The sequence below is a fragment of the Pollutimonas harenae genome (assembly GCF_004153685.1).
GTDB classification, from domain to species: Bacteria; Pseudomonadota; Gammaproteobacteria; order Burkholderiales; family Burkholderiaceae_B; genus Pusillimonas_C; species Pusillimonas_C harenae.
On record NZ_SDQD01000002.1, the window covers coordinates 993519 to 1017720 of the forward strand.

Sequence of the window (24202 nt, forward strand, 5' to 3'; positions counted from 1 at the left end):
TAGTCGTATGCGGTTCTGGCCCTTGGCCAGAACTACCCGGGTTTAAGTTGCAGCCAGGGCGGCTTCGGAACTCGTGCGCTCGGCCCTGCGGCCCGAAAGCGCGCCCTCGAACAGCCGAAGCCTTGCATCCCTGGCTGTAACTCAAACCCGGCGCATCCGAGAACCGCCCTCCACCCCTGTCAACCAGACAGACCTGCATACCATGTGATGAACACTTAGCCAGCCATGGTCGGCCGCTTTTCCAGATCCTTATGACCCTTGGCCTTTGGCCTGTGACCCTTGACCCTACTCAAGCATCGTCCCAAACTGACGCACTACGAGGCCTGGCGGGTGTTTGCGGGGTGGGAGAGCGACTTCGGGCCTCGCTGCGGCTGACCCGCCTGGCGAGGAGGCCAAGGAGCAGGTGTTTGAGCGACGGCTTTCGGGCCACCGGCCCGACGGCGCGAGTTCTGCGACTGCCTCGCCAGACGGGTCAGCCGCAGGAAGTCCTGCGCAGCAGGACCGAGACACGGGAGCTCGACCGCCTCGCAAACACCTGCCAGGCCGGATTAGTACAAGTCTGAAGCACGTACGTATGAGTCCCTGACGCACGTATAAAAATCACAAGACCTCGATACAGGGCCCTCAGCGCACACATGCTAAAACCAAAAACGACAATCTAGCGCCGTATAAACCCCTGTCTGGCCACACTAACCAGCAAGCCCACAAAAGCCAGCGTCCAGGCCACAATGGCCAGGCTGAAAAACACCGGTGGCAAATACGACAACAAATCGAAACCCATCGCCTGATTCAAATGATAAGTACAGGCCGCGTACATACCCAGCGGAAACACCGCGCCCCAGTACAAAGGGTCATAACGCAGAGGAAAACGCTTGTATACATAACGCCATAAACCCAGCATCAGCAACATCGGTATCCACCACGTGCCCGCCGCCCAATAAAAAATCGTGAAGCCCTTTATAAAAGGCTGCAAGGACGACAAATAAGGCGCCTCGGCCGAATTTTCAATCAACAAAGAACCGGCCAGCGTGGATATCGCCATGGCGCCCATATTGATCCAGTACGGCGGCGTCAGATCATCGGGTTCGAGGCGGAAATAGGTATAGCGATAAAAAATCAGCGACATCAGCCAGATATACAGCATGCCACCCCACAGCCACATCGACAGCGCCAGAAAATTCAGCTCGAGCCGATAAGGCTGCTGCGTAGTCGCACCCAGCAAGGTGCTGCACACCGCAATCGACTGCGTTGCCACCACGGCCAACAACCAACCGCCATTGATGCCACGATCGAGCGTGGGCTTATCGCGTTTGACGGTCAACACGGTGAAGATCACATACGTAAACACAAACCACATGACCAGCGCCGCCGCCCACAGCAGCATCCCTATGTGTGTGTCGCCCAGCAGCACCATATACTGGGCTGCCAGCACGGCACAAGCCGCCACCGTAGTAAAAAACCCCGGCCCTCGCAAGTGGTCCGACATGTCAGCGAAGAAGGCCCGGGTATGGCGCAGCGCACGCAACACCGTCAATACACAGAGCACGGCAAACAGCACATTGTTCAGCAAGAACAAGCCGTGGCCCAGGCGCTCGTGACCCAGCATATACGCTGCCAAAGACACAATGCCAGTCGCCATGACCATCCCGAAGTTGGCGGGCGACATCACCGCCAGCCCCCCTGCCCGTCCACTACCGACCCCAGGATCAGGCAGCATGGATTTATATTTGTTGATGGATGAGCGCATGAATGGGCGAGTGCATCGGGGCACGATAGAATCAGGACAATGCGCATTCTATCCCTGCGACCACAAAAGGCCAAAACCCTTTGGCCAGCCTCTTCGCCTTCAGTACAGGGTAAAATGCTGGGTTAAACAAAAAAAGACACCATCAGGAACAATTATGGAAGCCGAACGCCAGAACCAACTTGCCGCCCGCCTGGAAGACTACGCCGAGCGCCAAGAGTCCTTACGGAGGTATCTTTGACTACGATGCCAAAGCTGAACGCCTGCATGTAGTCAACGCCGAACTCGAAAGCCCCGACGTCTGGAACGACCCCAAGCACGCCCAGGACCTGGGGCGCGAGAAAAAAAGCCTGGAAACCGTCGTCCACACGCTGACCGACATCGCCAACGGCCTGTCCGACGCACAAGAACTGTTCGAACTGGCCGCCGAAGATGACGACGACGCCACGCTGGCTGCCGTCGAGCACGACACCGACGCCATCGGCACCCGCCTCGAAGAACTCGAGTTCCGACGCATGTTCTCGAACCCCGCCGACCCGCTCAATTGCTTCATGGACATCCAGGCCGGCGCCGGCGGTACCGAAGCCCAGGACTGGGCCTCCATCTTGCTGCGCCAATACCTGCGCTATTGCGAGCACAAAGACTTCAAAACCGAAGTACTCGAAGAGTCCGATGGCGACGTGGCCGGCATCAAATCGGCGACCATCAAGATCGAAGGCGAATACGCCTTTGGCCTGCTGCGCACCGAAACCGGCGTACACCGCCTGGTGCGCAAAAGCCCCTTCGACTCGGCCAATGGCCGCCATACCTCGTTTGCCAGCGTATTCGTCTACCCAGAAGTCGATGACTCGGTTGAAGTCGACATCAATCCGGCCGACTTGCGTGTAGACACCTATCGCGCCAGCGGCGCCGGCGGTCAGCACATCAATAAAACCGACTCGGCCGTGCGTATCACGCACCAGCCTACCGGTATCGTCGTGCAGTGCCAGAACGACCGCTCGCAGCACCGCAACCGCGCCGAAGCCATGCAAATGCTTAAATCGCGTCTGTACGAGCTCGAAATGCGCAACCGCATGGCCGAACAGCAGAAAATGGAAGATGCCAAGACCGATGTGGGCTGGGGCCATCAAATTCGTTCGTATGTGCTGGATCAGAGCCGTATCAAAGACCTGCGCACCAACGTCGAAATCTCCAACACACAAAAAGTGCTGGATGGCGACCTCGACCCGTTCATACAGGCCAGTCTGAAACAGGGGGTATAAAACATGCAAGCAAGCACCGTCGCCATCGTAACGGGCGCCTCGCGCGGGCTGGGCCAGGCTTTGGCCCTAGGCCTGATGCAGGCCGACACCCGCCTGACCACCGTGGCTCGCAGCCATGATCCCAAGCTGGCCGAACATGCCGCCGCCACGGGCTGCACGCTGCAGCAGGTGCAGTCCGACCTGGCCAACCCATCGGCCGCCGAACGCGTGGCCAAGCAAGTGGTGGCTGGCCTGCCAGCAGGCGCCAAGCGCTATGTGCTGATCAATAACGCCGGTACCGTACACCCCATACACCAGGCGGCCGACCTGGACAACGCCGCAGCCATTACAGCCGCCTTCAGTCTTAATGTCACCAGCGTCATGCTGATCACGGCAGCCTTCCTGCAGGCGGTCAAGCCGCTGCAGGCCGACTGTCGCATCATCAATATATCGTCGGGTGCGGGCCGCAACCCCACCGCGGGCTGGGGCGTATACTGCGCCACCAAAGCCGCCCTTGATCACTACAGCAACGTGCTGCACGCCGAAAACCATGGCGTGCGCATCGTTTCGCTGGCGCCCGGCGTGGTTGACACCGGCATGCAGGAAACCATACGCGGCAGCACCAGCATCGACTTTCCCAACGTAGAGCGCTTTGCTCAATTGCATGCACAAGGCCAGTTGGCCGCGCCCGCCGATGTGGCCGGCCGCATATTGCGCTATTTGTCCAGCGACGACTTCGGCACCACCGTGCTCGACGACATCAGAAATCACGCCTAATTTACAAGCATCATGAACGAATCAACGCCATCCAGTACTGCCACTGACGAAAACCACCTGATCGCCGAGCGTCGTGGCAAGCTGGCCAAGCTGCGCGCCCAGGGCGTGGCCTACCCCAACGACTTCCAGCCCGACAGCCACGCCGCCGCCCTGCACGCCGCCTACGACGAGCTCGATAAAGAAACGCTGGCCGAAGTCGGCAAAGAGGTCAAGGTGGCCGGCCGCATGATGCTCAAGCGCGTCATGGGCAAAGCAAGCTTCGCCACCCTGCAAGACAGCTCGGGCCGCATCCAGATATTCCTGGACAAGAACACCTTGGGCGAAGACATCTACACCCAGTTCAAAACCTGGGACATCGGCGATATTGTCGCGGTCGAAGGCACCATGTTCAAGACCAATAAAGGCGAACTCTCGGTGCATGCGGCCACGGTGCGCCTGCTGACCAAGTCGCTGCGGCCCCTGCCCGATAAGTTCCACGGCGTGGCCGACACCGAACTGCGCTACCGCCAGCGCTACGTCGATTTGATCATGACCGAAGAAACGCGCCGCTGTTTTCTGGCACGCAGCAAGGCCATGGGCAGCATACGCCACCACATGGTCAACGCCGGCTTTCTTGAAGTCGAAACCCCCATGCTGCACCCCATACCGGGCGGCGCGGCAGCCAAGCCCTTTGTAACCCACCACAATGCGCTCGACATGGAAATGTTCTTGCGCATTGCGCCTGAGCTGTATCTGAAGCGTCTGGTGGTGGGCGGTTTTGAGCGCGTGTTTGAGGTGAATCGCAACTTTCGCAACGAAGGCGTGAGCCCGCGTCACAACCCCGAATTCACCATGATGGAGTTCTACGCGGCCTATACCGACTACCGCTGGCTAATGGACTTTACGGAAACCCTGATACGCGAAGCCGCCATTGCCGCCAGCGGCAGCGCCGTGCTGACCTACCAGGAAAAAACCCTGGACCTGAGCAAGCCTTTCGATCGCCTGACCATCGTACAGGCCATCCTCAAGTACGCACCCGGCTACACCGAGGAACAGCTGCAGGACGAAGCCTTCCTGCGCACCGAACTCAAGCGCCTGGGCGCCGATGTCAACGGCCCCGTATTGGCCCGCGCCGGTCTGGGCGCCCTGCAACTGGCCCTGTTCGAAGAAACCGCCGAAGCCAAGCTGTGGAACCCCACCTACATCATCGACTACCCGGTAGAAGTGTCGCCACTGGCACGTGCCTCTGATACCCAGGAAGGCATCACCGAGCGTTTCGAGCTGTTCATGACCGGCCGTGAAATCGCAAATGGCTTTTCAGAGCTGAACGACCCCGAAGACCAGGCCGCACGCTTCCTGGCCCAGGTCGAAGCCAAGGACGCCGGCGACGAAGAAGCCATGTACTACGACGCCGACTATATACGCGCTCTTGAATACGGCATGCCGCCCACGGGTGGCTGCGGCATAGGCATAGACCGCCTGGTCATGCTGCTCACTGACAGCCCCAGCATACGCGACGTGATTCTGTTTCCGCACCTGCGGCGCGAAGACTAAACCGTATGATGAAGCGCCCTAGCATGGGCGCTTTTTTCTTGCGTAGCGGCTGGCCAGTACCGCGCTGACCGGCCAGCTAGCTTGCTAGGCCTTCAAAGGCCCGACAGCACCCGCCCATTTATGCGCTACCGCTGGCGAGGCAATGCAGGCCGCCTTGTCGGTCACGACGCGTACCGCGCGTTCAAGCAGCTGAATATCCGCCTCGTGCTGACGCGCCACGTGCGGATCCTCAAAAAAGATCACCCGCTGGCAGCGCCGCTCCAGCACCAGTTCGGCAATTTGGGCATCACCGCCCAAAGGCCCGCTTAAATAGGGCTGCACCCAGGGCGTATCCTTGGGCCAGCCTCGCGACCAGGCCAACTCATTCAAGCGGCCACTGGTCGTACCCGTACCCACCCTGCCCGCAAAGCGCGATAACACCTCGAAATGCTGGTCGGCAAATGCCACCATATCGTCCTTCAAGGCATCGTGCGCAATCAGCGCCAAAGTCTGGCCCGAAAAATCAAATAAGGGAGCGCGGGCTGGATCGGGCGCCAGCCCGGCACACAAACGTTCAATTTCCACCCACTCGATAGCGCCCATCAAGGTGGAAACGAAGGGCCGGCCGTGCGTGATGCACTGGCGCTTAAGTGCCAAGGCCTCGGGAAAAATCGAAGAGGGATCCACCGGATCGATAAGATAAATGGCACCATCAAACGATTCAGCTCCATTTCCGCCATCGGTAACCCGTGCCACCAGCTTCATCAGGCCGCCTTCGCGGCCAAAGGGATACCGCACCAGGCCGCCATACCCGGCCAGCAAACCCGACCGCTCGATGGCATCGAAGGTACGGCCTACCGTATAGCACTCCATGCCCAGTTCCCGTATGCCTGCCGCCGACTGCTCCAGCCACTGGAACAGCGCAGCCCCATAGGTTTCATGATGCAAACGATTGGCCGCCAGGCCGAAACGCAGAACGGGATTGGAAATCATATGTGGCAAGCTCGTGGGAAATAAAGACGGGTACTAGCGTACCTATGATAGCTTGTCGGCGTGATTAGGGGGAGCGCCACGCAGCGTCGGACACCGTAATGAACAGAAATTAATGACAGCACCCTAAACCTGTCCGCCTCCCTGCCGTAAACAAGGCTGTACAGGAAATACAGGGCCTGCCCAACACAATAGTGAAGGGCCAGGATTCCACCCGAAAGGGCTTTCCTGGTTAACCGGCAGTAACTAGCCGACACCTTTTCCCTACAGGAGCAATCCATGTCTGTCATTAACACCAACTATCTGGCTCTGGTTTCGCAGAACAACCTGACCAAATCGCAAGGCGCCCTCGGCTCCGCCATCGAACGCTTGTCCTCCGGCCTGCGCATCAACAGCGCCAAGGACGACGCAGCTGGTCAGGCTATTGCCAACCGCTTCACGGCTAATATCAAGGGTCTGACTCAGGCTACGCGTAACGCTAACGATGGTATCTCCATCGCTCAGACGACTGAAGGTGCGTTGAACGAAATCAACAACAACCTGCAGCGTGTGCGTGAGCTGACAGTTCAAGCAGCTAACGGCACCAATTCGGCGTCAGATTTGACTTCGATTCAGGAAGAAATCACCCAGCGCCTAGCTGAAATTGACCGTGTTTCTGAACAGACTCAATTCAATGGAGTGAAGGTTCTCTCCAGCGAAGCAAGCACGCTTTCTGTTCAAGTTGGGGCGAACGACGGCGAAGTTATCGAAATCGGACTTACTGAGATTAGCTCTTCCACACTGAAACTGGCGGGCTTCAATGTCAGCGGCTTGAATGCTGTTACTCAAATCACCGCGACTGATGCCAATGGCACTAAAACGGTTAGCCCAGACGTAGAGATTACCGTTACCTTTACGACAACTGCAGCAGGCGACCCGGATTTCACGACGGACGCAACGAAGCTGTATGGTTACGGTGAGCTTGATGCAACGACTGGTAAATATGCCGACTACGCTATCTCAGATAGTGAAGGTAACCTCTATAAAGTCGCGGCCACCGATGTGAACGCAGGGACTGGCGCCGTGGGCGTCACTTTTGCCGATGCAGCCGCTGCATCCACAGCCAAGACAAATTACGATACCGACGCTGCAGATACAACAAACACAGCTCAACCTCGCACGGCACAACCGCTGGATAAGCTCGACAAAGCACTCCAGCAGGTTGATAAACTGCGGGGTGAATTGGGTGCTGTGCAAAACCGCTTCCAGTCCACGATCGCCAACCTGAGCAACACCGTCACCAACCTGTCCGCAGCTCGCTCGCGTATTGAAGACGCTGACTACGCAGTCGAAGTCTCCAACATGACTCGCGCTCAAATCCTGCAACAGGCTGGCACTTCGGTTCTGGCTCAGGCCAACCAAGTACCGCAAGGCGTTCTGTCGCTGCTGCGTTAATTCAAAGCAGTCGAGGACGGGCAACCGTCCTCATACAGAGCTAAAAGCCGCCTATCCTGCGATTAGCGGCTTTTCTATTGTGTAATGGAAACTACACCGCCTCAATAGCCGGATAGAACTCGGTATTTTCTCTTTGCATGCGCGCATGCAATACCTTCAGCACCGTATTGGCCTCGGCACGGAACGCTTCGGCCTGCTCGGCTACAACCTTGGCTACGCTCCACTTGCGTGCAAACGCAATAAAGCTGCTGGCAATACCCTTCATGTCTTCCTGGTAGACCTTGCCCATTTCCGCCAGTCCCGTGTCTGTTCCTTTTTGCAGCGATGGGTACAGAATGCGGTCTTCAATGGCCAGGTGCAAGGTAATGACTGAACCCAAGGCCTGCACTTGCCGGGCAATTTCACGCGCATTCACTTCAATACCCGCGTGCGCCAGCTTGCGCAGGGTGGCTATACCTTGCAAAATTTCCACGTGTTGTTTTTTAAAGCGGTCGATTTCCATCAAAGCATCCTGTTGTTATTGATCCAGGCTACACGCTAGCCCAAATTGATCCATTAAGATCTATTTTATATATATCTTAATGGTGCTACAGGAAAAGGCACATTGCCTGCGCGGTCTTGATCACTAGCACAGCGCCCCTACAACAAGGCATGAAGCTCGGTTTCACCCGGGCTTTCATGCCAATCGCTGTGTGCCAAGGCGGCCCGTATGCGGGCAACGGCCTGTGATCGCAATTGCGACACACGCCCTTCGGTAACGCCCATGACGGCACCAATTTCTTTCTGGTTGAGGTCTTGTTCAAACTGCAGTGACAGTAGCAGTTGTTCCCGGTCGGGCAGCGCTTTAATGGCCTCCATCAAGGCATGCCGCAACCCCTTGGACATCAGCTGACTCAAGGGATTGGCACTATGGGTGGCCTGCGCGGCGCCGCCGTCGCCAGGAGCACGATCCAGGGCAGAGCCGGCGTCCTCGCCCTGCCCCGCCAGGTCTTCGTAATGCAATATTTGCACACCCCGAGCCTCTTCCAGCAGCTGCTGATATTCCGACAGCGGGACGCCCATTTCTTCGGCAATTTCCGATTCGGCAGGTGCGCGCAGCAAGCGATGGGTCAGGGTGTGTATGGCCTGTTCGATACTCCGGGTTTTACTGCGCACGCTGCGCGGCAGCCAGTCCTGGCTGCGCAGCTCATCCAGCATGGCGCCGCGTATGCGGGTGACGGCATAGGTTTCGAACTGAGCGTCTGCGGTTTGCTGATAGCGTCGTACGGCATCCAGCAGGCCCATCATGCCGGCCTGCATCAGGTCGTCCACCTCTACGCTGGCGGGCAGCTTGGCAACAAGCTGCAGCGCCAAGCGGCGAACCAACGGGGCATACTGACCAACAAGTTGGTCTTCGGTGCTAGGCATGCGAAATAGAGGAGCTGACGATCATCGCGTCATTGTGGCCCGCTTTGCCAGACTCCGTTGGAAGGATCAGCCCGGCAATTTATTGCTTATTCGCCTGATTAAAGAATGCACTGCAACTGCCGTTAAGACGCCGTAAGGCGTTACGCGCCCACCCAACCAGGAGCCACAGATGGTCAACCCCGTCGCCACAGGTCTTGCCGCAGCACCCTATGCCTTGCCCGCCGCCGAGCAGCCTCCATCGTTGCCAGAACCCGCCGTACAGGTAACCGAGGCTGGCCAAGTCTTGAACACGGGCACATCGACAACCCCGCGCGGACGGGAGGCGGTCCAGGGCATGGATCCGCTGCGCGAGGCACTGAAAGCCCTGAACAGCGAAATGGAGCCGTGGTCCACCGGGCTGCGTTTCGACATCGATCCGGAAGCCGGACGCCTGGTGGTGTCCATTATCGATAGCGACACCGGCGATGTATTGCGCACCATCCCTACCGATGCAGTCATTCGTGTGGCACGCATGATTGCGCAACTGCAGGGCCGCAATGTCGATACCAAGGTATAGAACGCTAGCGAGCGCGGCGTAAACGCTGAACTACCAATACTAATCACCGCTGCAGTCCAGTTTGACTTCGCGGATTTTGCAGGACAATAACCCCATATCAGGGAGTTTTACATGGCTATATCATCTATCGGCGTTGGTTCGGGGCTACCTCTTGACGAATTGCTTGAGCAGCTGCGTACGGCAGAGAACCACTCGCTGGCCCTGATCGAGTCGCGAGCCACATCGGTGCAAAGCCGCTTGTCGGGCTACGGCACTATCAAGAGCTCTATCGAAGCGCTTAAAGCCGCATCGGACGCCTTGGGCAAGACCGATACTTTTGGTGCGCTGAAAACCAGCGTGGGGGGCGAGTCGTATACAGCTGCGGCATCTACCAAGGCCATTGCGGGCAACTACAATATAGAAGTCACCACGCTGGCCAGCGCCCAAAGCCTGACCAGTGCGCCTCAGGCAGCGCGCGATACGCAGCTGGCCACCGGCAAGGTCGACATTACTGTTACGCTGAATGACGGCACGGCAACCACGCTCACGCTGGACGCGGCCGACACCAGCATGGAAGGCATCGTCAAGGCCATCAATGAAAAGTCTGGCCTGGGCGTTAGTGCCACACTAGTCAACGACGGCAAGGACACACCGCAGCATTATCTGTTGCTGACGACCAAGGATACGGGTGAAGACGCCGCCATCGCCAGCATCAGCGTCAGTGCTTCTGGCGACGACCCCACAACCGATGTCAGCCAGTTGCAAAGCCTGATAGGCTTCGACAAGGGAGCCGGTACGGGCAACTTTACCGAAACGGCTGCCAGGAACGCGGCTATTACCATCAATGGCATCGCCATCGAAAGCCAGTCCAACACCATCGAGGACGCCATCGAGGGCGTAACCTTGACGCTGCTGAAGGAAACCGAAGCCGACAAACCACAGACGCTGTCCGTCACGCGCGACGATTCGGTCACCTCGAAGGCTGTCAACACCTTCGTGACCGCCTACAACAATCTGCAGGGCATCATCAAAACGCTGACGTCCTACAACGTAGACAACCAGAGCAGCAGCGCCCTGACGGGCGATAGCCTGGCACGCAAGGTACAGAATCAGATACGCGATGCGCTGAATGTAGTGGGCGCTGGCGACACGCTGCGCAGCCTGTCGCAAATGGGCATCAGCACCGACCCCACCACCGGCAACCTCAAGGTTGACAACGACAAGCTGGCCGCGGCGCTGAAAGACAATATGCCTGATGTTGAAAAATTGTTTGCCGGTGAAAACGGCCTGAGCGCCAGCCTGGGCCGGGTGACCGACGATTTCATCAAAAGCGGTGGCACCATCAGTTCGGCCACCGACAGCATGACCAGCACATTGAAAAACCTGGAAGAGCAGTACGAAGCCATGTCTGATCGCATCGACGCAAAAATGGAGACCTACCGCAAGCAGTTTTCGCAACTGGACTCCATGATGGCGCAAATGAATTCCATCAGCAGCTATCTGACTCAGCAGCTTTCGATGCTGGGCAATATGAGTAAAGAAAAATGAGCTACGCACCTTTACGCGGCGCTCGGCGCCAGCACTCCATACAGGCTTATGCGAATGTCGGCCTCGAAACCGAAGTGCTTAGCGCCAGCCCCCAGCGCCTGATCACCCTGCTCTTCGACGGCGCCCGCGCCGCCATCATGAAGGCACGCCTGCATATGCAGAACGACAACATCGAGGGTCGTGGCATGGCCATATCGAAAGCCATCGATATCGTTGACTCGGGCCTGAAAGCCAGCGTCGACCTGGAGTCGGGCGGCGAACTGGCCCGGAATCTGGTGGCCACCTACGAGCTGATCATACGCAATCTGCTGCTGGCCAACTTGAACACTGACATGAGCAAGCTGGATCTGGCCGAACGCCTGCTGGTGGACATTGCCACGGCCTGGCGCGAGGCGGTTGACCCGCCGCCCCTGGAAGCCGCGGTAGGCTAAATAGCTAATGCAGCAAGGCTTGACGCAGCGCAATTGGCCTCAAAAATTTCATGGCTTGTTTACTTTTAATTTCATATAATGACTTGACGTTAGAGATATTTTTTGATTTACGATATTTTTCCATCCGTCGCACCGTCAAGTGACTTCATCATGAGCCCATCGTCAGCCACTCTGCGACAATACGAATCCATCGCAGCGCTCACCAGCCGTATGCTGGAACAAGCACGCGCCGGCACCTGGGACGAAGTCCTGGCACTGGGTTCACAATACCAGGCAGCCGTCGAAGCCTTGCGCGACATGAACCCGCTAAGCAAAGACGAGCAGCTTGCGCAGCGCGACTTGCTGGTCCGCATTCTTGACGACGATGCCAATATCCGGCGGCTGGCTTCGCCCGAGCTTAGCCGGCTGGGCAAGCTGTTGGGTGACATTCGGCGCCAGCATACGGTGTTACAGGCTTACTGCGCTCCGTCGCTCAAGCAATGAGCGTCGGCGGGCCCTCGCCGCTGGGCACATTGCTGGTACAGCGCCTTGATGCCGTCCTGGGGACCACCTTGTCCCAACAAGCCAATCTGGTTAGCGGCGCCCGGCCCGACGCAGTAGCCCAGGCCGCCAGCCCGGAACGCGCCGAAGGCACTCGCAACGAGACCCTGCGTCATCCACGCGATGTGGTTGACCGCGCCACGGCTCAGACCGAGCAAAATGCCCGCAACATGGTTGACAAAGCCCGGCAAGAGGCGCGTAGCGCCACTCTGCTGCTGGCCCGCGACATCCCCAACACAGCCAGCACACCGTCGGCGCCAACCACACTGGGACATACCGCCAAGACCATATTAGCCTTGCTGGCTGGCTATCCCGATCTACACGCGTCGGTGCAAGGCCGCCAGCCCTTGCTGCAGTCAAACGCACAAGCAGGAGCCAGCGCTGCAAACGCCGGCAGCGCCGCCGCATCAAGGGCTACCGCTCCCTCCGCCAACGCTGCCGCCACGGCAGCAAGCCGCAGTGCAGCGCCCCAAGCCGCCACGCCAATCGTCCCGCAGCTGGCCACCGCCCTAGCGCAAGCGGTGCAAGGCAGCGGTCTGTTCTATGAAGCTCATCTGGCCGGCCTGGCCTTCGGCAAGCTTAGCCCGGCACAATTGATGCAGGAACCTCAGGCGCAGATAGGCCGCCCGGCAAGCACACAGAGCGCACAACCCGTTCATATTCCCGGCCTGGACCCGCAAGTACACGCGCTGGTGCGCCAGCAACTGGAGGTCCTCGCCAATCAATCCTTCGTCTGGCAAGGAGAAGCCTGGCCGGGTGCCGATATGGAGTGGGAGATCAGCCGCCGCCCATCGCAAGACCAGGACGCCGCCGAGGCCGCCGATCACTGGGCCACGCGCCTTACTTTGAATCTACCGGGACTGGGCCAGGTTCAGGCTCGCCTCAATCTGGCGGGCAAGCAGCTGGTCATGCATCTGGTATCGCCGCAATCGGCTGAGTTGCTGGATACGCACGCCGAGGCCTTGCGCAGCCGCTATGTCGCGCAAGGCCTGCAGCTAAGCCAGTTATCCATCGTATCGCAAGACGCTCACCAGCAAGACGCAGCGCCCCAATCAAACGCCGGAACATCATGAGCCAGGGAAACAATCAGTCAGACGATGGCCGTGCCAGTGCCGTTGCCATCAGCTACGACACCAGCGATGCCGCGCCGCGCGTGGTGGCCAAAGGATACGGCACAGTGGCAGAGAACATCATCCGGACAGCCAAAGATCATGGCCTGCACGTGCATGAATCGCCCGAACTGGTCGGTTTGCTGATGCAGGTAGACCTGGATGCGCACATCCCGCCAGAGCTTTACCTGGCGATTGCCGAGCTGTTGGCCTGGTTGTACGCGCTTGAAGGGAATAATAAGCCGGAAGCGACTTAAACCGGCATGCTGGCGATTTCCTGATACGCCGCCACCAGGCGATTGCGCACCTGCACGGTCGCCTGAAAGGCAATGTTGGCCTTTTGCATGTCTATCATGACATCGTTCAGCGATACATCCGACACGCCTGCCTGGAAGCTCCGGGCCTGGGCCGCCGAGTCATTCTGCAGGGTAGATACGCGCTCGAGCGATCGGGCCAGTTCCACGGCGAAACCACCTTTATCGGGCTCAACGCGGTGGCCAGCGCCGGGCGACGAAGACGCCGCCTGGGCAACGGCGCGCATCTGCGCCAGCATGTTTTCGATTGCAGACAAGTTCTGTATGGCCATATCAATTGGTGCGAAAAAAACTGTGACCCGAAACTTTTCGGGCTTATTCAAGGTTTGCCTACTGTACCCAAAATACGCGCCGGACAAGCGCCGCATCTAGCGCCAAATACCCCGCCTTTTCCATTGATCGCTGCACGGCATGCCAAGGCTATAGTCCCATGGCCTGCCCAAGAGGTGGCCGTCCATAAAAGCTAAATGACGCCCAAAAGCGGTGTTTTTCGACGCTTGCCGGCCCAGCCATCCGGGCCATAATTCATGCTCTTCCACCTTTGTCCTGTCGCATGTACACCTTGTTCTTCCACGGCCTGACGTCCCCAACGACTGACTCAACCATCCATACCCGAGGCCGTCGATGACCGCTGCTGCGCAGTTGCTGACCCGATATCCCATTCTGGCCAAAGTGGGCGCTTTACCCAAACCGGCCCTGCTTGGCGCGGCGGCTGCCGTTGTGACCCTCGTCGTCGTGCTGCTGATGTGGGCACGCACACCCGACTATGGCGTGCTGTTCTCCAATCTGGAAGATCGCGACGGCGGCGCTATCGTGGCGGCGCTGACGCAGCAAAACATCCCTTATCAGCTATCCAACACCGGCAATGCCATACTCGTGCCACGCGACAAAGTGCATGAGGTCAGGCTACTACTGGCGCAGCAAGGCTTGCCGCGCGGAGGCGAAACCGGTTTCGAACTGTTGGACCAGACCCGCTTTGGCGCCAGTCAGTTCACCGAGCAGATCAATTACCAGCGCGCCCTGGAAGGTGAGCTGGTCAGCTCCATACAGTCCATGCATGCTGTACAAAGTGCAAGGGTGCACCTGGCCATTCCGCGTGAATCGCTGTTCGTGCGTGACCGCCAGCCGCCCACGGCCTCGGTCTTGCTGACCCTGTATCCGGGTCGCAGCTTGAGCGACGCCCAGGTCGCGGCGATTACCTGGCTGGTTTCGTCCAGCGTGCCGCACCTGAGCGCCGACAAAGTATCGGTGGTGGACCAGAACGGAAGACTGCTGACCAACCTGAGTGGCGAAGCCGGTGCCGATGGTACCCGCCGCAACCTGATCAACGACATCGAACAACGCACGGTACAGCGCATTCTTACCTTGCTCACACCGCTGGTAGGACCCGGCAACGTGCGCGCCCAGGTCAGCGCCGACGTTGATTTCGCACAGCGTGAACAAACTTCGGAAGTCTATCGGCCCAACCAGAAACCCGGTGAAGCGGCGGTACGCAGCGAGCAGACCAGTTCATCCATACAGCATAATGTCCTGCCGCCAGAAGGCATACCCGGCGCACTGACCAATCAACCCCCCTTGAACGCGGTGGCCCCCATCGTGACACCGCCCGCAGCAGAGGCCAATCAGAACGCTGCCGATCAAGAACCCGCCACTCCCGATGCTGCCGCCAACCCTGCTGACAATGTGCTCGCTGGCGCCAACAACCTGCAGCAAGGCACCGGCAACAGCCGCAGCGACGCTACCATTAACTACGAGGTCGACCGTACCATCAGCCACGTGAAAGATCCCGTGGGTTCGCTACGCCGGCTGTCCGTAGCGGTGGTCGTGAATTACCGCGATGTCGACGGCAAGGCTACACCCCTGCCGGAAGACGAGCTGGCCAAGCTGAACGAGCTGGTCAGGCAAGCCATGGGTTACAGCGCTTCGCGCGGCGACACCCTAAGCGTCGTCAACAGCCGATTCAGCGACGATACGCCTACAGCGCCGCCGGTATGGCAGAACCCCATATACCTGGAATACGCGATGCAGCTGCTGCAATATGTACTGATAGGCGTTGCCCTGTTGTTGATCTGGCGCCTGATCGTCAAACCTCTCCTGGCCAGCAAAGAGGCCGACAAGGAGCAGCGCCAGGCCCTGGTCGACGAAGAGGACAAGCACCGTGAAGCGGTCGCCGCTGCCGAGCGCCGCGCGTCTGAAATGACACGCTACGAAGACAATCTGGCTACCGCTCGCGCGATGGCCGAAAAAGACCCCCGCGCAGTCGCCATGGTGCTGCGCTCCTGGATGGAAAATAAAGATGGCAACCGCTGAGTCACAATTGGATCGCTGCGCCATTCTGGTGATGTCGCTGGGTGAGGACGCCGCAGGCGAAGTTTTCAAATACCTGTCGTCGCGCGAGGTGCAGCAGATAGGCGGCGCCATGGCCAATCTGAAACAGATCACCCGCTCCGACGTCGATCAGGTGCTGGAGGATTTCCGGCAAGAGGCCGACCAGTTCATGGCGGTCACGCTTGGCTCTGACGACTACATCCGGTCGGTGCTGACCAAGGCACTGGGTACCGACCGCGCTGCCGGTCTGATCGAAGACATTCTGGAAGCGGGCGACAGCGGCAATGGCATCGACGCACTGAACTGGCTCGACCCGAACAGCGTGGCCGAGCTGATCAGCCAGGAGCACCCTCAAATCATTGCCACCATTCTGGTGCATCTGGAGCGCGACCGCGCCTCCGCCGTATTGGCCTTATTGAACGAACGCCTGCGCAATGACGTCATGCTGCGCATAGCCACCTTTGGCGGCGTGCAACCCGCCGCCTTGGTGGAGTTGACCGACGTGCTCAACGACATGCTGTCCGGCCAGGGCGCCAAGCGCAGCAAGATGGGTGGTGTGCGCACGGCCGCCGAAATTCTGAACCTGATGAGCTCAGCCGAAGAAGACGCCGTGGTTGCAAACCTGCGGGACCTGGATTCAGATCTGGCACAGCGTATCGTTGACGAGATGTTTGTCTTCGACAACCTGGCCGACGTGGAAGACGCCGCCATCCAGATGATACTCAAGGAAATCGACACCGCCTCGCTCACCATTGCGCTCAAGGGTGCACCCGAGGAACTACGCGCCAAATTCTTCAAGAATATGTCCAACCGCGCGGCAGAAATGCTGCGTGATGATCTGGAGGCGCAAGGCCCGATACGCATATCCAAGGTCGAAGAGGAGCAGAAAAACATATTGCTGATCGCCCGGAAACTGGCCGAGGCGGGTCAGATCACCTTGGGTCGACCTGGAAATGACGAGTATGTCTGACAAGCCTGCTTTTTCATCCGGCATAGAGGAGTCGTGGAAGCGCTGGGAGATGGCGGCTTTCAAAGACCCGGAAGCGGACGACGCAAGCGAGCCAACCGCCACGCCGGCGGCGCCGAAAGTCGATAACGCTGCCCTGCTCAGAAAAATACAGCAACTGCGCGAAAGCGCACAAAAACGCGGTCACGAAGAAGGCTATGCCGCCGGGCATGCGCAAGGCCTGGAAGCGGGCAAGGCCGAGGGTCATGAACAAGGCCAGCAACAAGGCTATGAAGCCGGTTTCGCGGCCGGTCTTGCAGCAGGCCACGATAAAGCCGCCCAGGAAGCCGAGGCGTTGAATGCCGTAGCTACGTCGGCCACCGCTTCACTTGAGCGCATGGAAGCCGATATGGGTCAGGCTCTGATCGCATTGTCCATCCGGATCGCCGAGCAAGTACTGCGCAGCACGCTGGACAGCCACCCGGAGAAAATCCAGGACGTGGTGCACGACGTGCTTCAAATCGAGGCTGGCAAGGACGCTATGCTGAAGCTGCGCGTCAACCCCGCCGATGCCGAACTCGTCCAGCAATGCCTGGACGGTGATCCTGGCGCCCGCCATTGGCGGTTGGTGGCGGATACCACCATCAGTCGTGGCGGATGCATGGTTGATACCGCCCTGGGCAATATCGACGCCACGCTGCAAACGCGCTGGCAGCGGGTGGTTTCTGCACTGGGTCATGGGGACAAGCTGGAGCGGCTCGCATGACGGCTGCCACGGATTTACTGGACTCCCCGACTGCACGCTGGCGCGCGCAACTGGACGCTGGTCAGCGTCGCGTCGAGGCCACCGAATCCTGGCATATCAGCGGCCGGATCACGCGAGCGACCGGGCTGGTGCTGGAAGCTACCGGCTTGCGCTTGGCCGTAGGTGCGGCCTGCAAGATAGAAATCTCACCAGCCCGCAAGCATTGGGCTGATGCCGAGGTCGTGGGCTTTCATGGACATACCTTGTATCTGATGCCACAAAGCGATATTTCGGGATTGCCCCCAGGCGCGCGCGTGGTGCCGGTCGAACCCTCCATACAAAAAAGAGTGCCGCTGCCTCGCCATGTCAGCGGTGAAGACACCGTACCCACCGTGCTGTCGCGGCACTTGCCTGTGGGCGACGGCCTGCTGGGCCGCGTACTGGATGGCGCTGGCCGGCCGCTGGACAACCTGGGCCCGTTGGATAATGTGCGGCCCGCGCCGCTGTTTGCGCAAACCATCAACCCGCTGACGCGCGCACCGATAGACACGGTATTGGACGTCGGCGTACGTGCCATCAATGGCTTGCTGACAGTGGGTCGCGGCCAACGCATGGGACTTTTTGCCGGTTCAGGCGTCGGCAAGAGCGTGTTGCTGGGCATGATGGCGCGCTACACCCAGGCCGACGTCATCGTCGTTGGCCTGATCGGCGAGCGTGGCCGTGAAGTCAAGGAATTCATAGAGCACAACCTGGGCTCCGAAGGCCTGCAGCGTTCGGTAGTCGTGGCGGCGCCAGCAGATGTATCGCCCTTGTTGCGTCTGCAAGGCGCCGTCTACGCCACTCGACTGGCCGAACACTTTAGGGACCAGGGCAGGCATGTGCTGCTGATCATGGATTCGCTCACTCGCTACGCCATGGCGCAACGCGAAATTGCGCTGGCCATAGGCGAGCCGCCAGCCACCAAAGGCTACCCACCTTCCGTGTTTGCCAAGCTGCCCGCTCTGGTCGAACGTGCGGGTAATGGCGCCCCGGTGGCCGGACAGCCGGCCGGCTCGATTACCGCCTTCTATACCGTGCTGACGGAGGGCGACGACCAGCAAGATCCCATTGCAGACTCCGCCCGTGCCATTCTGGACGGGCACGTCGTGCTGTCGCGCAGTCTGGCGGAATCAGGCCATTATCCAGCCATCGATATCGAAGCTTCGATATCGCGCGTCATGTCGGCCATTATTCCCCCCGGGCAATTCAAGCTGGTGCATCAATTCAAAAAAATGCTGTCGCGCTACCAGCGCAACCACGATCTGATTGCGGTGGGCGCCTATACCCCTGGCAACGATCCACAAATCGATGAAGCCATAGAAAAACATCCCTGGCTGGAAGCCTACTTGCAGCAAGGCATGGCCAACCGCATCGACTACCCGGCCGCGGTCGAGGACCTGACCGCCCTGCTGGGTCAGAATGCAGGCATCCAGGCACCACCTCACACTTCGGTTCTGAACCATGGCTAAACACTCGTCATTACCCATGTTGATCGACCTGGCGCGTAATGGCGCCAACCAGGCAGGCAAGCAACTGCAGACACTGGCCAGCGAAAAGGCCGGTGCCGACCAGCAATTGTCCATGCTGCTGGTATACCGGCAGGATTATGCCGAGAGGTTGAGCAAGGCAGCGCAGACCGGACTTTCGGCATCGAATTACCACAATTTCAGGCAGTTTATCGCCACTTTGGATGAGGCGATCACACAGCAAAATAGGGTTGTCGCACAAATCGACGCCAAAATCGAACAAGGCCGGCAGCACTGGCATGCGGAAAAGCGCCGTGTCAGCTCCTTTGAAGCCTTGCAGTCACGAGACCGGCGGCAACAACTCACGCGAGAACATCGCGCCGAGCAACTCGCCAGCGACGAGATATCGGCGAATCTGTATCGCCGCGCACGTCCATCACATTGATCGGAGTCTGTCATGAATATGCCCGCAATCGCCGCAGTCCTGCCTTCCGTACCCGCCTCGTCAGGCAGCGCCACGGGCACCGCACGCAGCGAGACTGACCCCAAAACCACCGGCTTCTCGAACGTGCTGGCCCGCCAGCATAGCGTCGAAGCAGAAAAGGCTGCCGTACAGGCTGCCGGCAAGAAAATCGGCGGCAAGGCTGACAAAGCCGGCGAGCAAGCAGCTGAACAAGCAGCCGACGAAGCACAGGCCCAGCTTGCCAGCGAACAAGCCCTGGCCTTGCCTCAAATCGCTTTACACATTGCGGCTGAAGTGGCTGCTGTCCAGCAAACTGCAAGCGGCGGCCGCAAGCTTCCGGTCGACACAGCCAGCCTCACTGTGATCCAGGATGGAGCGGCCACCAACATCGCAGGCAAGACGGCTGCCACCAAAGGGCTTAGTCCCTTGGCTGCCCTGCTTTCAAGATCCATCGACGGCAACACAGCGAAGTCGCTAGCAGTAGCCAGCACGCAGCCTGAGGCAGCAGTAAGCATCCATCAGACTAACCACAGCCGGCAGGCGGCGTCGACCAGCCCACTGAACGCCAGGCAAGCCAGCAGTATTGCCGGCGCCAAGCAAGCCGTACTGGCCATGCAGACTCGCATGCAGGCTGGCGAAGTCAATCCCGACGCAGCCGTCCTGGCCGAATTCCTGGCCAGCAAAACGCAGGCCGCACCTGCCCAAGACACAGCAGTATTGGCATCAGCGCTGGAGCTATCCAGCTTGCCGTCTGCCACTAGCCACGCCCATACCGTTGCCGGCCTGGTATCGGGCATGGCAGCTACCGCCACCCTGGCTGGCGCCTCACCCGTGGGTATCCCCGGTGGTTCGCTCGCCGTGGCCACGCCGCTGAGCCACCCCAACTGGGGCGCCGATTTCAGCCGCCAGTTTGTTTCCATGACTCAAGGCGTGAGCAACATGCCACACACGGCCGAGCTGCGCCTGGATCCGCCCGAACTGGGCCCGCTGCGTATCTCGATCAACATCAGCGACAACACGGCCCATGCGGTGTTTGTATCGCCCCATGCCGCAGTTCGTCAGACGGTCGAGAACGCCCTGCCCCAACTTCAACAACAACTCGCCCAAGCCGGTATATCGCTGGGCCAGACCAGCGTCAGTGATCATGGCCAGCCAGATCAGGCCGCCTACCAGTCGTCAGCGTCCCGCAGCCACGGTGGTTCGGGTACGAATGGTGGCCTTGCGCTGGTGGGCGATAGCATTCCGGCAGCCACCGTGGTGCGTAGCATAGCCAGCAACGCACTGGTCGACACCTTCGCCTGATCGGACTCACGGCTATCTTGCTTGCCGCTTTAAGAGCGGCAGTTGATCAAATCCCAGAGCTAGCAAACTTTTGGCGGCTTATTCGACGTGATCCGCCAGCCTTGCCTGCGGCACAATGACGTACCTGAGTTAATCTCCAACCGCTACTCCAACCAAGCAGCTATGGCCTCCAATCCGGGCAAATTTGCCAGAACGCTCAAATCCATGCTGACTACCGCCCTGATTGTTGCGGTAAGCGTGGGCGTCACCCTATTTTTTTCCTCCAAAGCCAGCCAGGTTTCATCCCTGCTGGACGTAACGCTGTCCGAACCCAAGCCGCTGGAGTTGCCCAAGCCTATTTTCTCATCGCTGGAGCCCTTTACGGTAACGCTGCGCACCGATCGCAGCACGCGTATTCTGTATGTCGCCATCACCCTGCGTCTTGACAACGAAACGTCGCGACGCCTGGTTGCCGAGTTCATGCCCGAGGTGCGCGACCGCATCCTGCGCACATTGGCCGAACAGAATGCGGACCATATTCAAACACCCAAGGGCCGCAGCGAACTGGTGGCGTTGCTGGACGAAGCCATCGAACAGCCTTACGTTCCGCAGCCGATAGGGCCCTCTGTCAACAGCGTCCTGTTTACCGCTTTCGTGATCCAGTAAATGGCATATCAAAGCCTGCTTTCGCAAGATGAAGTCGATGCGTTGCTGGCCGGTGTTACCGGTGAAAGCGACGAGAAGACCAGCACTGCCGACGATCCGCCCGGAGTCCGCCCCTATGATCTGAGCTCGCCCGACCGGGTGGTACGCCACAGGATGCAAACGCTGGAGCTGATCAATGAGCGTTTTGCCAGGCGCCTGCGTTCGGTACTGCTTTCTTTCATGCGCCGTAATGCGGACATTACCGTAGGCTCCATCCGCATCCAGAAGTACTCGGATTTCGAACGCAACCTGCCCGTGCCCAGCAATCTGAACATGGTCACCATGAAGCCTTTGCGTGGGGCCGCCTTGTTCACCTTCGATCCGAATCTGGTGTTCCTGGTGATCGACAGCCTGTTTGGGGGGCATGGCCGCTACAGCACACGTGTGGAAGGCCGCGATTTCACCACCACCGAACAACGCATTATTCGCCGCCTGCTCAATCTGACCCTGGAAAGCTATGGCGGTGCCTGGGAACAAGTCTATCCGGTGCAATTCGAATACATACGTTCGGAAATGCACACCAAATTCGCCAGCATTACCAGCGGCAACGAAATCGTGGTGGTCACCTCCTTCAATATCGAACTGGGTGCTTCGGGCGGCAACCTGAACATCTGCCTGCCCTATTCCATGATAGAGCCGGTGCGCGATCTGCTGACCCGGCCCTTGCAGGAAGCCGGTGCTGGCGCCATTGATCAGCGCTGGACCCATCAATTGACGCGCCAGGTGCGCAGCGCCGACGTCGAGCTGGTGGCCGAGTTCGCAAGTATTGAATCTTCCATAGGCGAACTCATGCGACTGGAGGTCAATGACATCCTGCCGCTGGAGATCGCTCCCAGCATCAAGGCCCACGTGGGCGGCGTACCCGTTATGGAATGCACCTACGGAACATTCAACGGCCGCTACGCACTACGTGTCAAGAAAGTGCTGGCGTCCTCTGAAACCGACATTACCTGAGCACACTGTCATGACTGACTCCAAGCCCAACGATTCCCAAAACAACGAGACGCCGGACACCGGCGCCGCAGCAGGCAGCGACATAGACTGGGACGCAGCGCTGGCCGAGCAGGCCGGGCAGCCGCGCCAGACCACGCAGGCCGATGGCCTGTCCGGCGACACGGACGACTGGGCCAGCGCGCTGGCGGAGCAAACCGCGGCACAACAGCCGGCGGCCACAGCCGCTGCGGCGGTCAGCAGCGCACAGCATGTGTTTCAGCCCCTGACCGACAGCGACATCGAGAGCAACAGCGACATCGACATGATCATGGATATCCCCGTGCAACTGTCGGTGGAACTGGGGCGCACACGATTGACCATCAAGAACATTCTGCAGCTGGGCCAGGGCTCGGTGGTGGAGCTGGATGGGCTGGCCGGTGAACCCATGGACATCTTCGTCAATGGCTACCTCATCGCCCAGGGCGAAGTCGTTGTCGTCGAAGAAAAATACGGCATCCGTGTCACCGACATCATCACGCCCTCCGATCGCATCAGTCGGCTCAACGGGCGTCGCTAGACTGCACCATGACTGAAGCCGCCGTCCTGCGCCTGATCGTCAGCCTGCTCTTTATTGTGGCGCTCATCCTGGCCTGTGCCTGGATCACACGCCGGGCAGGCTGGCTGCGCACCGGCAATGCCTCGGGCTTGCGCGTCATCGGCTCGCAAAGCCTGGGCGCCCGCAACTATGTGGCCATGGTCGAAGTGGAAGATGCCCGCCTGGTGCTGGGCATTAGCGGGCATCAGATCACGCTCCTGCATACTCTGCCCCCTTCCCCGCCAATCGCCTCGGGCTTGCCTGGTGTCGCAGGCAGGCAGGAAAACGCCGGACCAGGTTTCGCCGCGGCGCTGGGCAAAGTACTGAAAGGTCGATAAAAGTGTACCGGCCTACCGTCATCAAGGCAGGCATGCGCCTGCTCACAGCCCTGGCCGTGCTGGCGGCGCTGCTCATACCCTCCACGGGCTATGCACAGACTGCGCTGCCCGCCCTGACCTCGGCGCTCAACCCGGATGGCAGCCAGACATGGTCGCTCAGCATACAGACTCTGGTCTTGCTGACCATGATGTCTTTCCTGCCGGCCATGCTGATGATGATGACCGGCTTTACCCGCATCATTATTGTGCTGGGCCTGTTGCGCAATGCCATGGGCACGGGCGCCTCGCCGCCCAACTCGATACTGATCGGCCTGGCGCTGTTCCTGACATTCTTTGCCATGTCGCCGGTCTTCGACCAGATCTATACCGACGCCTACCAGCCGCTGAGTAACGGCGTCATCGCATTCGAAGAAGCGCTGGAACGCGGCATCAAGCCGTTGCACAGCTTCATGCTGCACCAGACGCGCGAGACGGACCTGACCATGTTTGCCAACATGGCCAACGTGGCCGAGCTGCAATCCGCCGACGAAGTGCCATTGCGCGTGCTGGTGCCCGCTTTCGTAGCCAGCGAACTGAAGACCGCCTTTCAGATTGGCTTCACCATCTTCATTCCTTTCCTCATCATCGACCTGGTCGTGGCCAGCGTATTGATGGCGCTGGGCATGATGATGGTTCCACCTGTCACGATTTCACTCCCCTTCAAGCTGATGTTGTTCGTACTGGCCGATGGCTGGCACTTGCTGCTGGGGTCTTTGGCCCGCAGCTTTTACCAGTAGGAGGA

General features: G+C 59.3%; 26 protein-coding genes. 21 read left to right on the forward strand and 5 right to left on the reverse strand.

The features are described 5' to 3' along the window. Positions 1 to 658 precede the first annotated feature (658 nt). On the reverse strand, positions 659 to 1747 hold the full coding sequence (locus ERD84_RS11500; RefSeq protein WP_130039744.1) for a tellurite resistance/C4-dicarboxylate transporter family protein: 1089 nt from the start codon (positions 1745 to 1747) through the stop codon (positions 659 to 661). Between the two features lie 154 nt (positions 1748 to 1901). Between ERD84_RS11500 and prfB the strand changes: the two genes are divergently transcribed. The 3 genes from prfB to lysS all read left to right on the forward strand — a co-directional run bounded on the left by prfB (position 1902) and on the right by lysS (position 5295). Further along, positions 1902 to 3006, forward strand: a protein-coding gene (gene prfB, locus ERD84_RS11505) for a peptide chain release factor 2 (protein ID WP_130039745.1) whose coding sequence is annotated in 2 segments (ribosomal slippage) — positions 1902 to 1982 and positions 1984 to 3006 — 1104 coding nt in all. Because the reading frame shifts where the segments join, the coding sequence is not laid out codon by codon here. Between the two features lie 3 nt (positions 3007 to 3009). Beyond that, the gene (locus tag ERD84_RS11510; RefSeq protein ID WP_130039746.1) at positions 3010 to 3762 is read left to right on the forward strand and encodes an SDR family oxidoreductase; all 753 of its coding nucleotides are present in this window, start codon (positions 3010 to 3012) and stop codon (positions 3760 to 3762) included. Positions 3763 to 3774: 12 nt separating this feature from the next. Further along, positions 3775 to 5295 (forward strand): lysine--tRNA ligase, encoded by a 1521-nt coding sequence (lysS, locus tag ERD84_RS11515; RefSeq protein ID WP_130039747.1) that lies wholly within the window; start codon positions 3775 to 3777, stop codon positions 5293 to 5295. An 84-nt stretch (positions 5296 to 5379) separates the two neighbouring features. Here lysS and ERD84_RS11520 read toward each other — a convergent pair whose 3' ends face one another. Continuing rightward, positions 5380 to 6267 carry a methylglyoxal synthase gene (locus tag ERD84_RS11520; RefSeq protein WP_167667398.1) on the reverse strand — a complete coding sequence of 296 codons (888 nt, stop codon included), beginning with the start codon at positions 6265 to 6267 and terminating at the stop codon, positions 5380 to 5382. A 276-nt stretch (positions 6268 to 6543) separates the two neighbouring features. On the opposite strand from ERD84_RS11520, the gene ERD84_RS11525 reads away from it, so the two are divergent. Beyond that, complete coding sequence (locus ERD84_RS11525) at positions 6544 to 7698, forward strand: FliC/FljB family flagellin (RefSeq protein WP_130039748.1); 1155 nt, start codon at positions 6544 to 6546, stop codon at positions 7696 to 7698. A gap of 91 nt (positions 7699 to 7789) precedes the next feature. On the opposite strand, the gene ERD84_RS11530 is transcribed toward ERD84_RS11525, so the two are convergent. Together ERD84_RS11530 and ERD84_RS11535 are read right to left on the reverse strand one after the other, a co-directional pair. Beyond that, positions 7790 to 8200 (reverse strand): hemerythrin domain-containing protein, encoded by a 411-nt coding sequence (locus tag ERD84_RS11530; RefSeq protein WP_130039749.1) that lies wholly within the window; start codon positions 8198 to 8200, stop codon positions 7790 to 7792. 137 nt (positions 8201 to 8337) lie between these two features. Next, the gene (locus tag ERD84_RS11535) at positions 8338 to 9105 is read right to left on the reverse strand and encodes an RNA polymerase sigma factor FliA (protein ID WP_130039750.1); all 768 of its coding nucleotides are present in this window, start codon (positions 9103 to 9105) and stop codon (positions 8338 to 8340) included. Positions 9106 to 9274: 169 nt separating this feature from the next. On the opposite strand from ERD84_RS11535, the gene ERD84_RS11540 reads away from it, so the two are divergent. The 6 genes from ERD84_RS11540 (at position 9275) to ERD84_RS11565 (ending at position 13525) form a co-directional block, all read left to right on the forward strand. Next, positions 9275 to 9661 (forward strand): flagellar protein FlaG, encoded by a 387-nt coding sequence (locus ERD84_RS11540; RefSeq protein WP_130039751.1) that lies wholly within the window; start codon positions 9275 to 9277, stop codon positions 9659 to 9661. 111 nt (positions 9662 to 9772) lie between these two features. After that, the gene (gene fliD / locus ERD84_RS11545; RefSeq protein ID WP_130039752.1) at positions 9773 to 11188 is read left to right on the forward strand and encodes a flagellar filament capping protein FliD; all 1416 of its coding nucleotides are present in this window, start codon (positions 9773 to 9775) and stop codon (positions 11186 to 11188) included. Next, complete coding sequence (gene fliS, locus ERD84_RS11550) at positions 11185 to 11619, forward strand: flagellar export chaperone FliS (protein WP_130039753.1); 435 nt, start codon at positions 11185 to 11187, stop codon at positions 11617 to 11619. The genes fliD and fliS overlap by 4 nt, the downstream gene beginning before the upstream one ends. Positions 11620 to 11769: 150 nt before the next feature. After that, a complete protein-coding gene (locus ERD84_RS11555) occupies positions 11770 to 12102 on the forward strand; it encodes a flagellar protein FliT (protein WP_130039754.1) in 333 nt (110 codons plus the stop codon). Continuing rightward, positions 12099 to 13232 carry a flagellar hook-length control protein FliK gene (gene fliK, locus ERD84_RS11560; RefSeq protein WP_130039755.1) on the forward strand — a complete coding sequence of 378 codons (1134 nt, stop codon included), beginning with the start codon at positions 12099 to 12101 and terminating at the stop codon, positions 13230 to 13232. Before ERD84_RS11555 ends, fliK begins: the two co-directional genes overlap by 4 nt. After that, entirely contained in the window at positions 13229 to 13525 is a 297-nt protein-coding gene (locus ERD84_RS11565; RefSeq protein WP_130039756.1) for an EscU/YscU/HrcU family type III secretion system export apparatus switch protein, read from the forward strand. Before fliK ends, ERD84_RS11565 begins: the two co-directional genes overlap by 4 nt. Here the strand turns inward: ERD84_RS11565 and fliE are convergent. Further along, positions 13522 to 13854: a flagellar hook-basal body complex protein FliE gene (gene fliE / locus ERD84_RS11570; RefSeq protein ID WP_130039757.1), complete on the reverse strand. Its 333-nt coding sequence runs from the start codon at positions 13852 to 13854 to the stop codon at positions 13522 to 13524. The two genes, ERD84_RS11565 and fliE, sit on opposite strands and share 4 nt — an antisense overlap. A gap of 352 nt (positions 13855 to 14206) precedes the next feature. Here fliE and fliF point away from each other — a divergent pair, with 352 nt between their 5' ends. The 11 genes from fliF to fliP all read left to right on the forward strand — a co-directional run bounded on the left by fliF (position 14207) and on the right by fliP (position 24197). Then, a complete protein-coding gene (gene fliF, locus ERD84_RS11575) occupies positions 14207 to 15892 on the forward strand; it encodes a flagellar basal-body MS-ring/collar protein FliF (protein ID WP_130039758.1) in 1686 nt (561 codons plus the stop codon). Beyond that, complete coding sequence (fliG, locus tag ERD84_RS11580; RefSeq protein WP_130039759.1) at positions 15879 to 16880, forward strand: flagellar motor switch protein FliG; 1002 nt, start codon at positions 15879 to 15881, stop codon at positions 16878 to 16880. The genes fliF and fliG overlap by 14 nt, the downstream gene beginning before the upstream one ends. Then, positions 16873 to 17622, forward strand: coding sequence for a flagellar assembly protein FliH (fliH, locus tag ERD84_RS11585; RefSeq protein ID WP_167667400.1), 750 nt, complete (start codon positions 16873 to 16875; stop codon positions 17620 to 17622). Before fliG ends, fliH begins: the two co-directional genes overlap by 8 nt. After that, entirely contained in the window at positions 17619 to 19109 is a 1491-nt protein-coding gene (fliI, locus tag ERD84_RS11590) for a flagellar protein export ATPase FliI (protein WP_130039761.1), read from the forward strand. The genes fliH and fliI overlap by 4 nt, the downstream gene beginning before the upstream one ends. Further along, positions 19102 to 19551, forward strand: coding sequence for a flagellar export protein FliJ (fliJ, locus tag ERD84_RS11595; protein WP_245150675.1), 450 nt, complete (start codon positions 19102 to 19104; stop codon positions 19549 to 19551). The genes fliI and fliJ overlap by 8 nt, the downstream gene beginning before the upstream one ends. Positions 19552 to 19563: 12 nt before the next feature. Continuing rightward, positions 19564 to 20871 carry a flagellar hook-length control protein FliK gene (locus ERD84_RS11600; RefSeq protein ID WP_130039762.1) on the forward strand — a complete coding sequence of 436 codons (1308 nt, stop codon included), beginning with the start codon at positions 19564 to 19566 and terminating at the stop codon, positions 20869 to 20871. Between the two features lie 162 nt (positions 20872 to 21033). Beyond that, positions 21034 to 21516, forward strand: coding sequence for a flagellar basal body-associated FliL family protein (locus tag ERD84_RS11605; RefSeq protein ID WP_130039763.1), 483 nt, complete (start codon positions 21034 to 21036; stop codon positions 21514 to 21516). Beyond that, a complete protein-coding gene (gene fliM / locus ERD84_RS11610) occupies positions 21517 to 22509 on the forward strand; it encodes a flagellar motor switch protein FliM (RefSeq protein WP_130039764.1) in 993 nt (330 codons plus the stop codon). Positions 22510 to 22519: 10 nt separating this feature from the next. Next, positions 22520 to 23065, forward strand: a complete 546-nt coding sequence (fliN, locus tag ERD84_RS11615; protein WP_130039765.1) for a flagellar motor switch protein FliN — start codon at positions 22520 to 22522, stop codon at positions 23063 to 23065. Between the two features lie 104 nt (positions 23066 to 23169). After that, positions 23170 to 23421, forward strand: a complete 252-nt coding sequence (locus ERD84_RS11620; RefSeq protein ID WP_371743172.1) for a FliO/MopB family protein — start codon at positions 23170 to 23172, stop codon at positions 23419 to 23421. Between the two features lie 32 nt (positions 23422 to 23453). Further along, positions 23454 to 24197, forward strand: a complete 744-nt coding sequence (fliP, locus tag ERD84_RS11625; protein WP_130040047.1) for a flagellar type III secretion system pore protein FliP — start codon at positions 23454 to 23456, stop codon at positions 24195 to 24197. Positions 24198 to 24202: the final 5 nt, after the last annotated feature.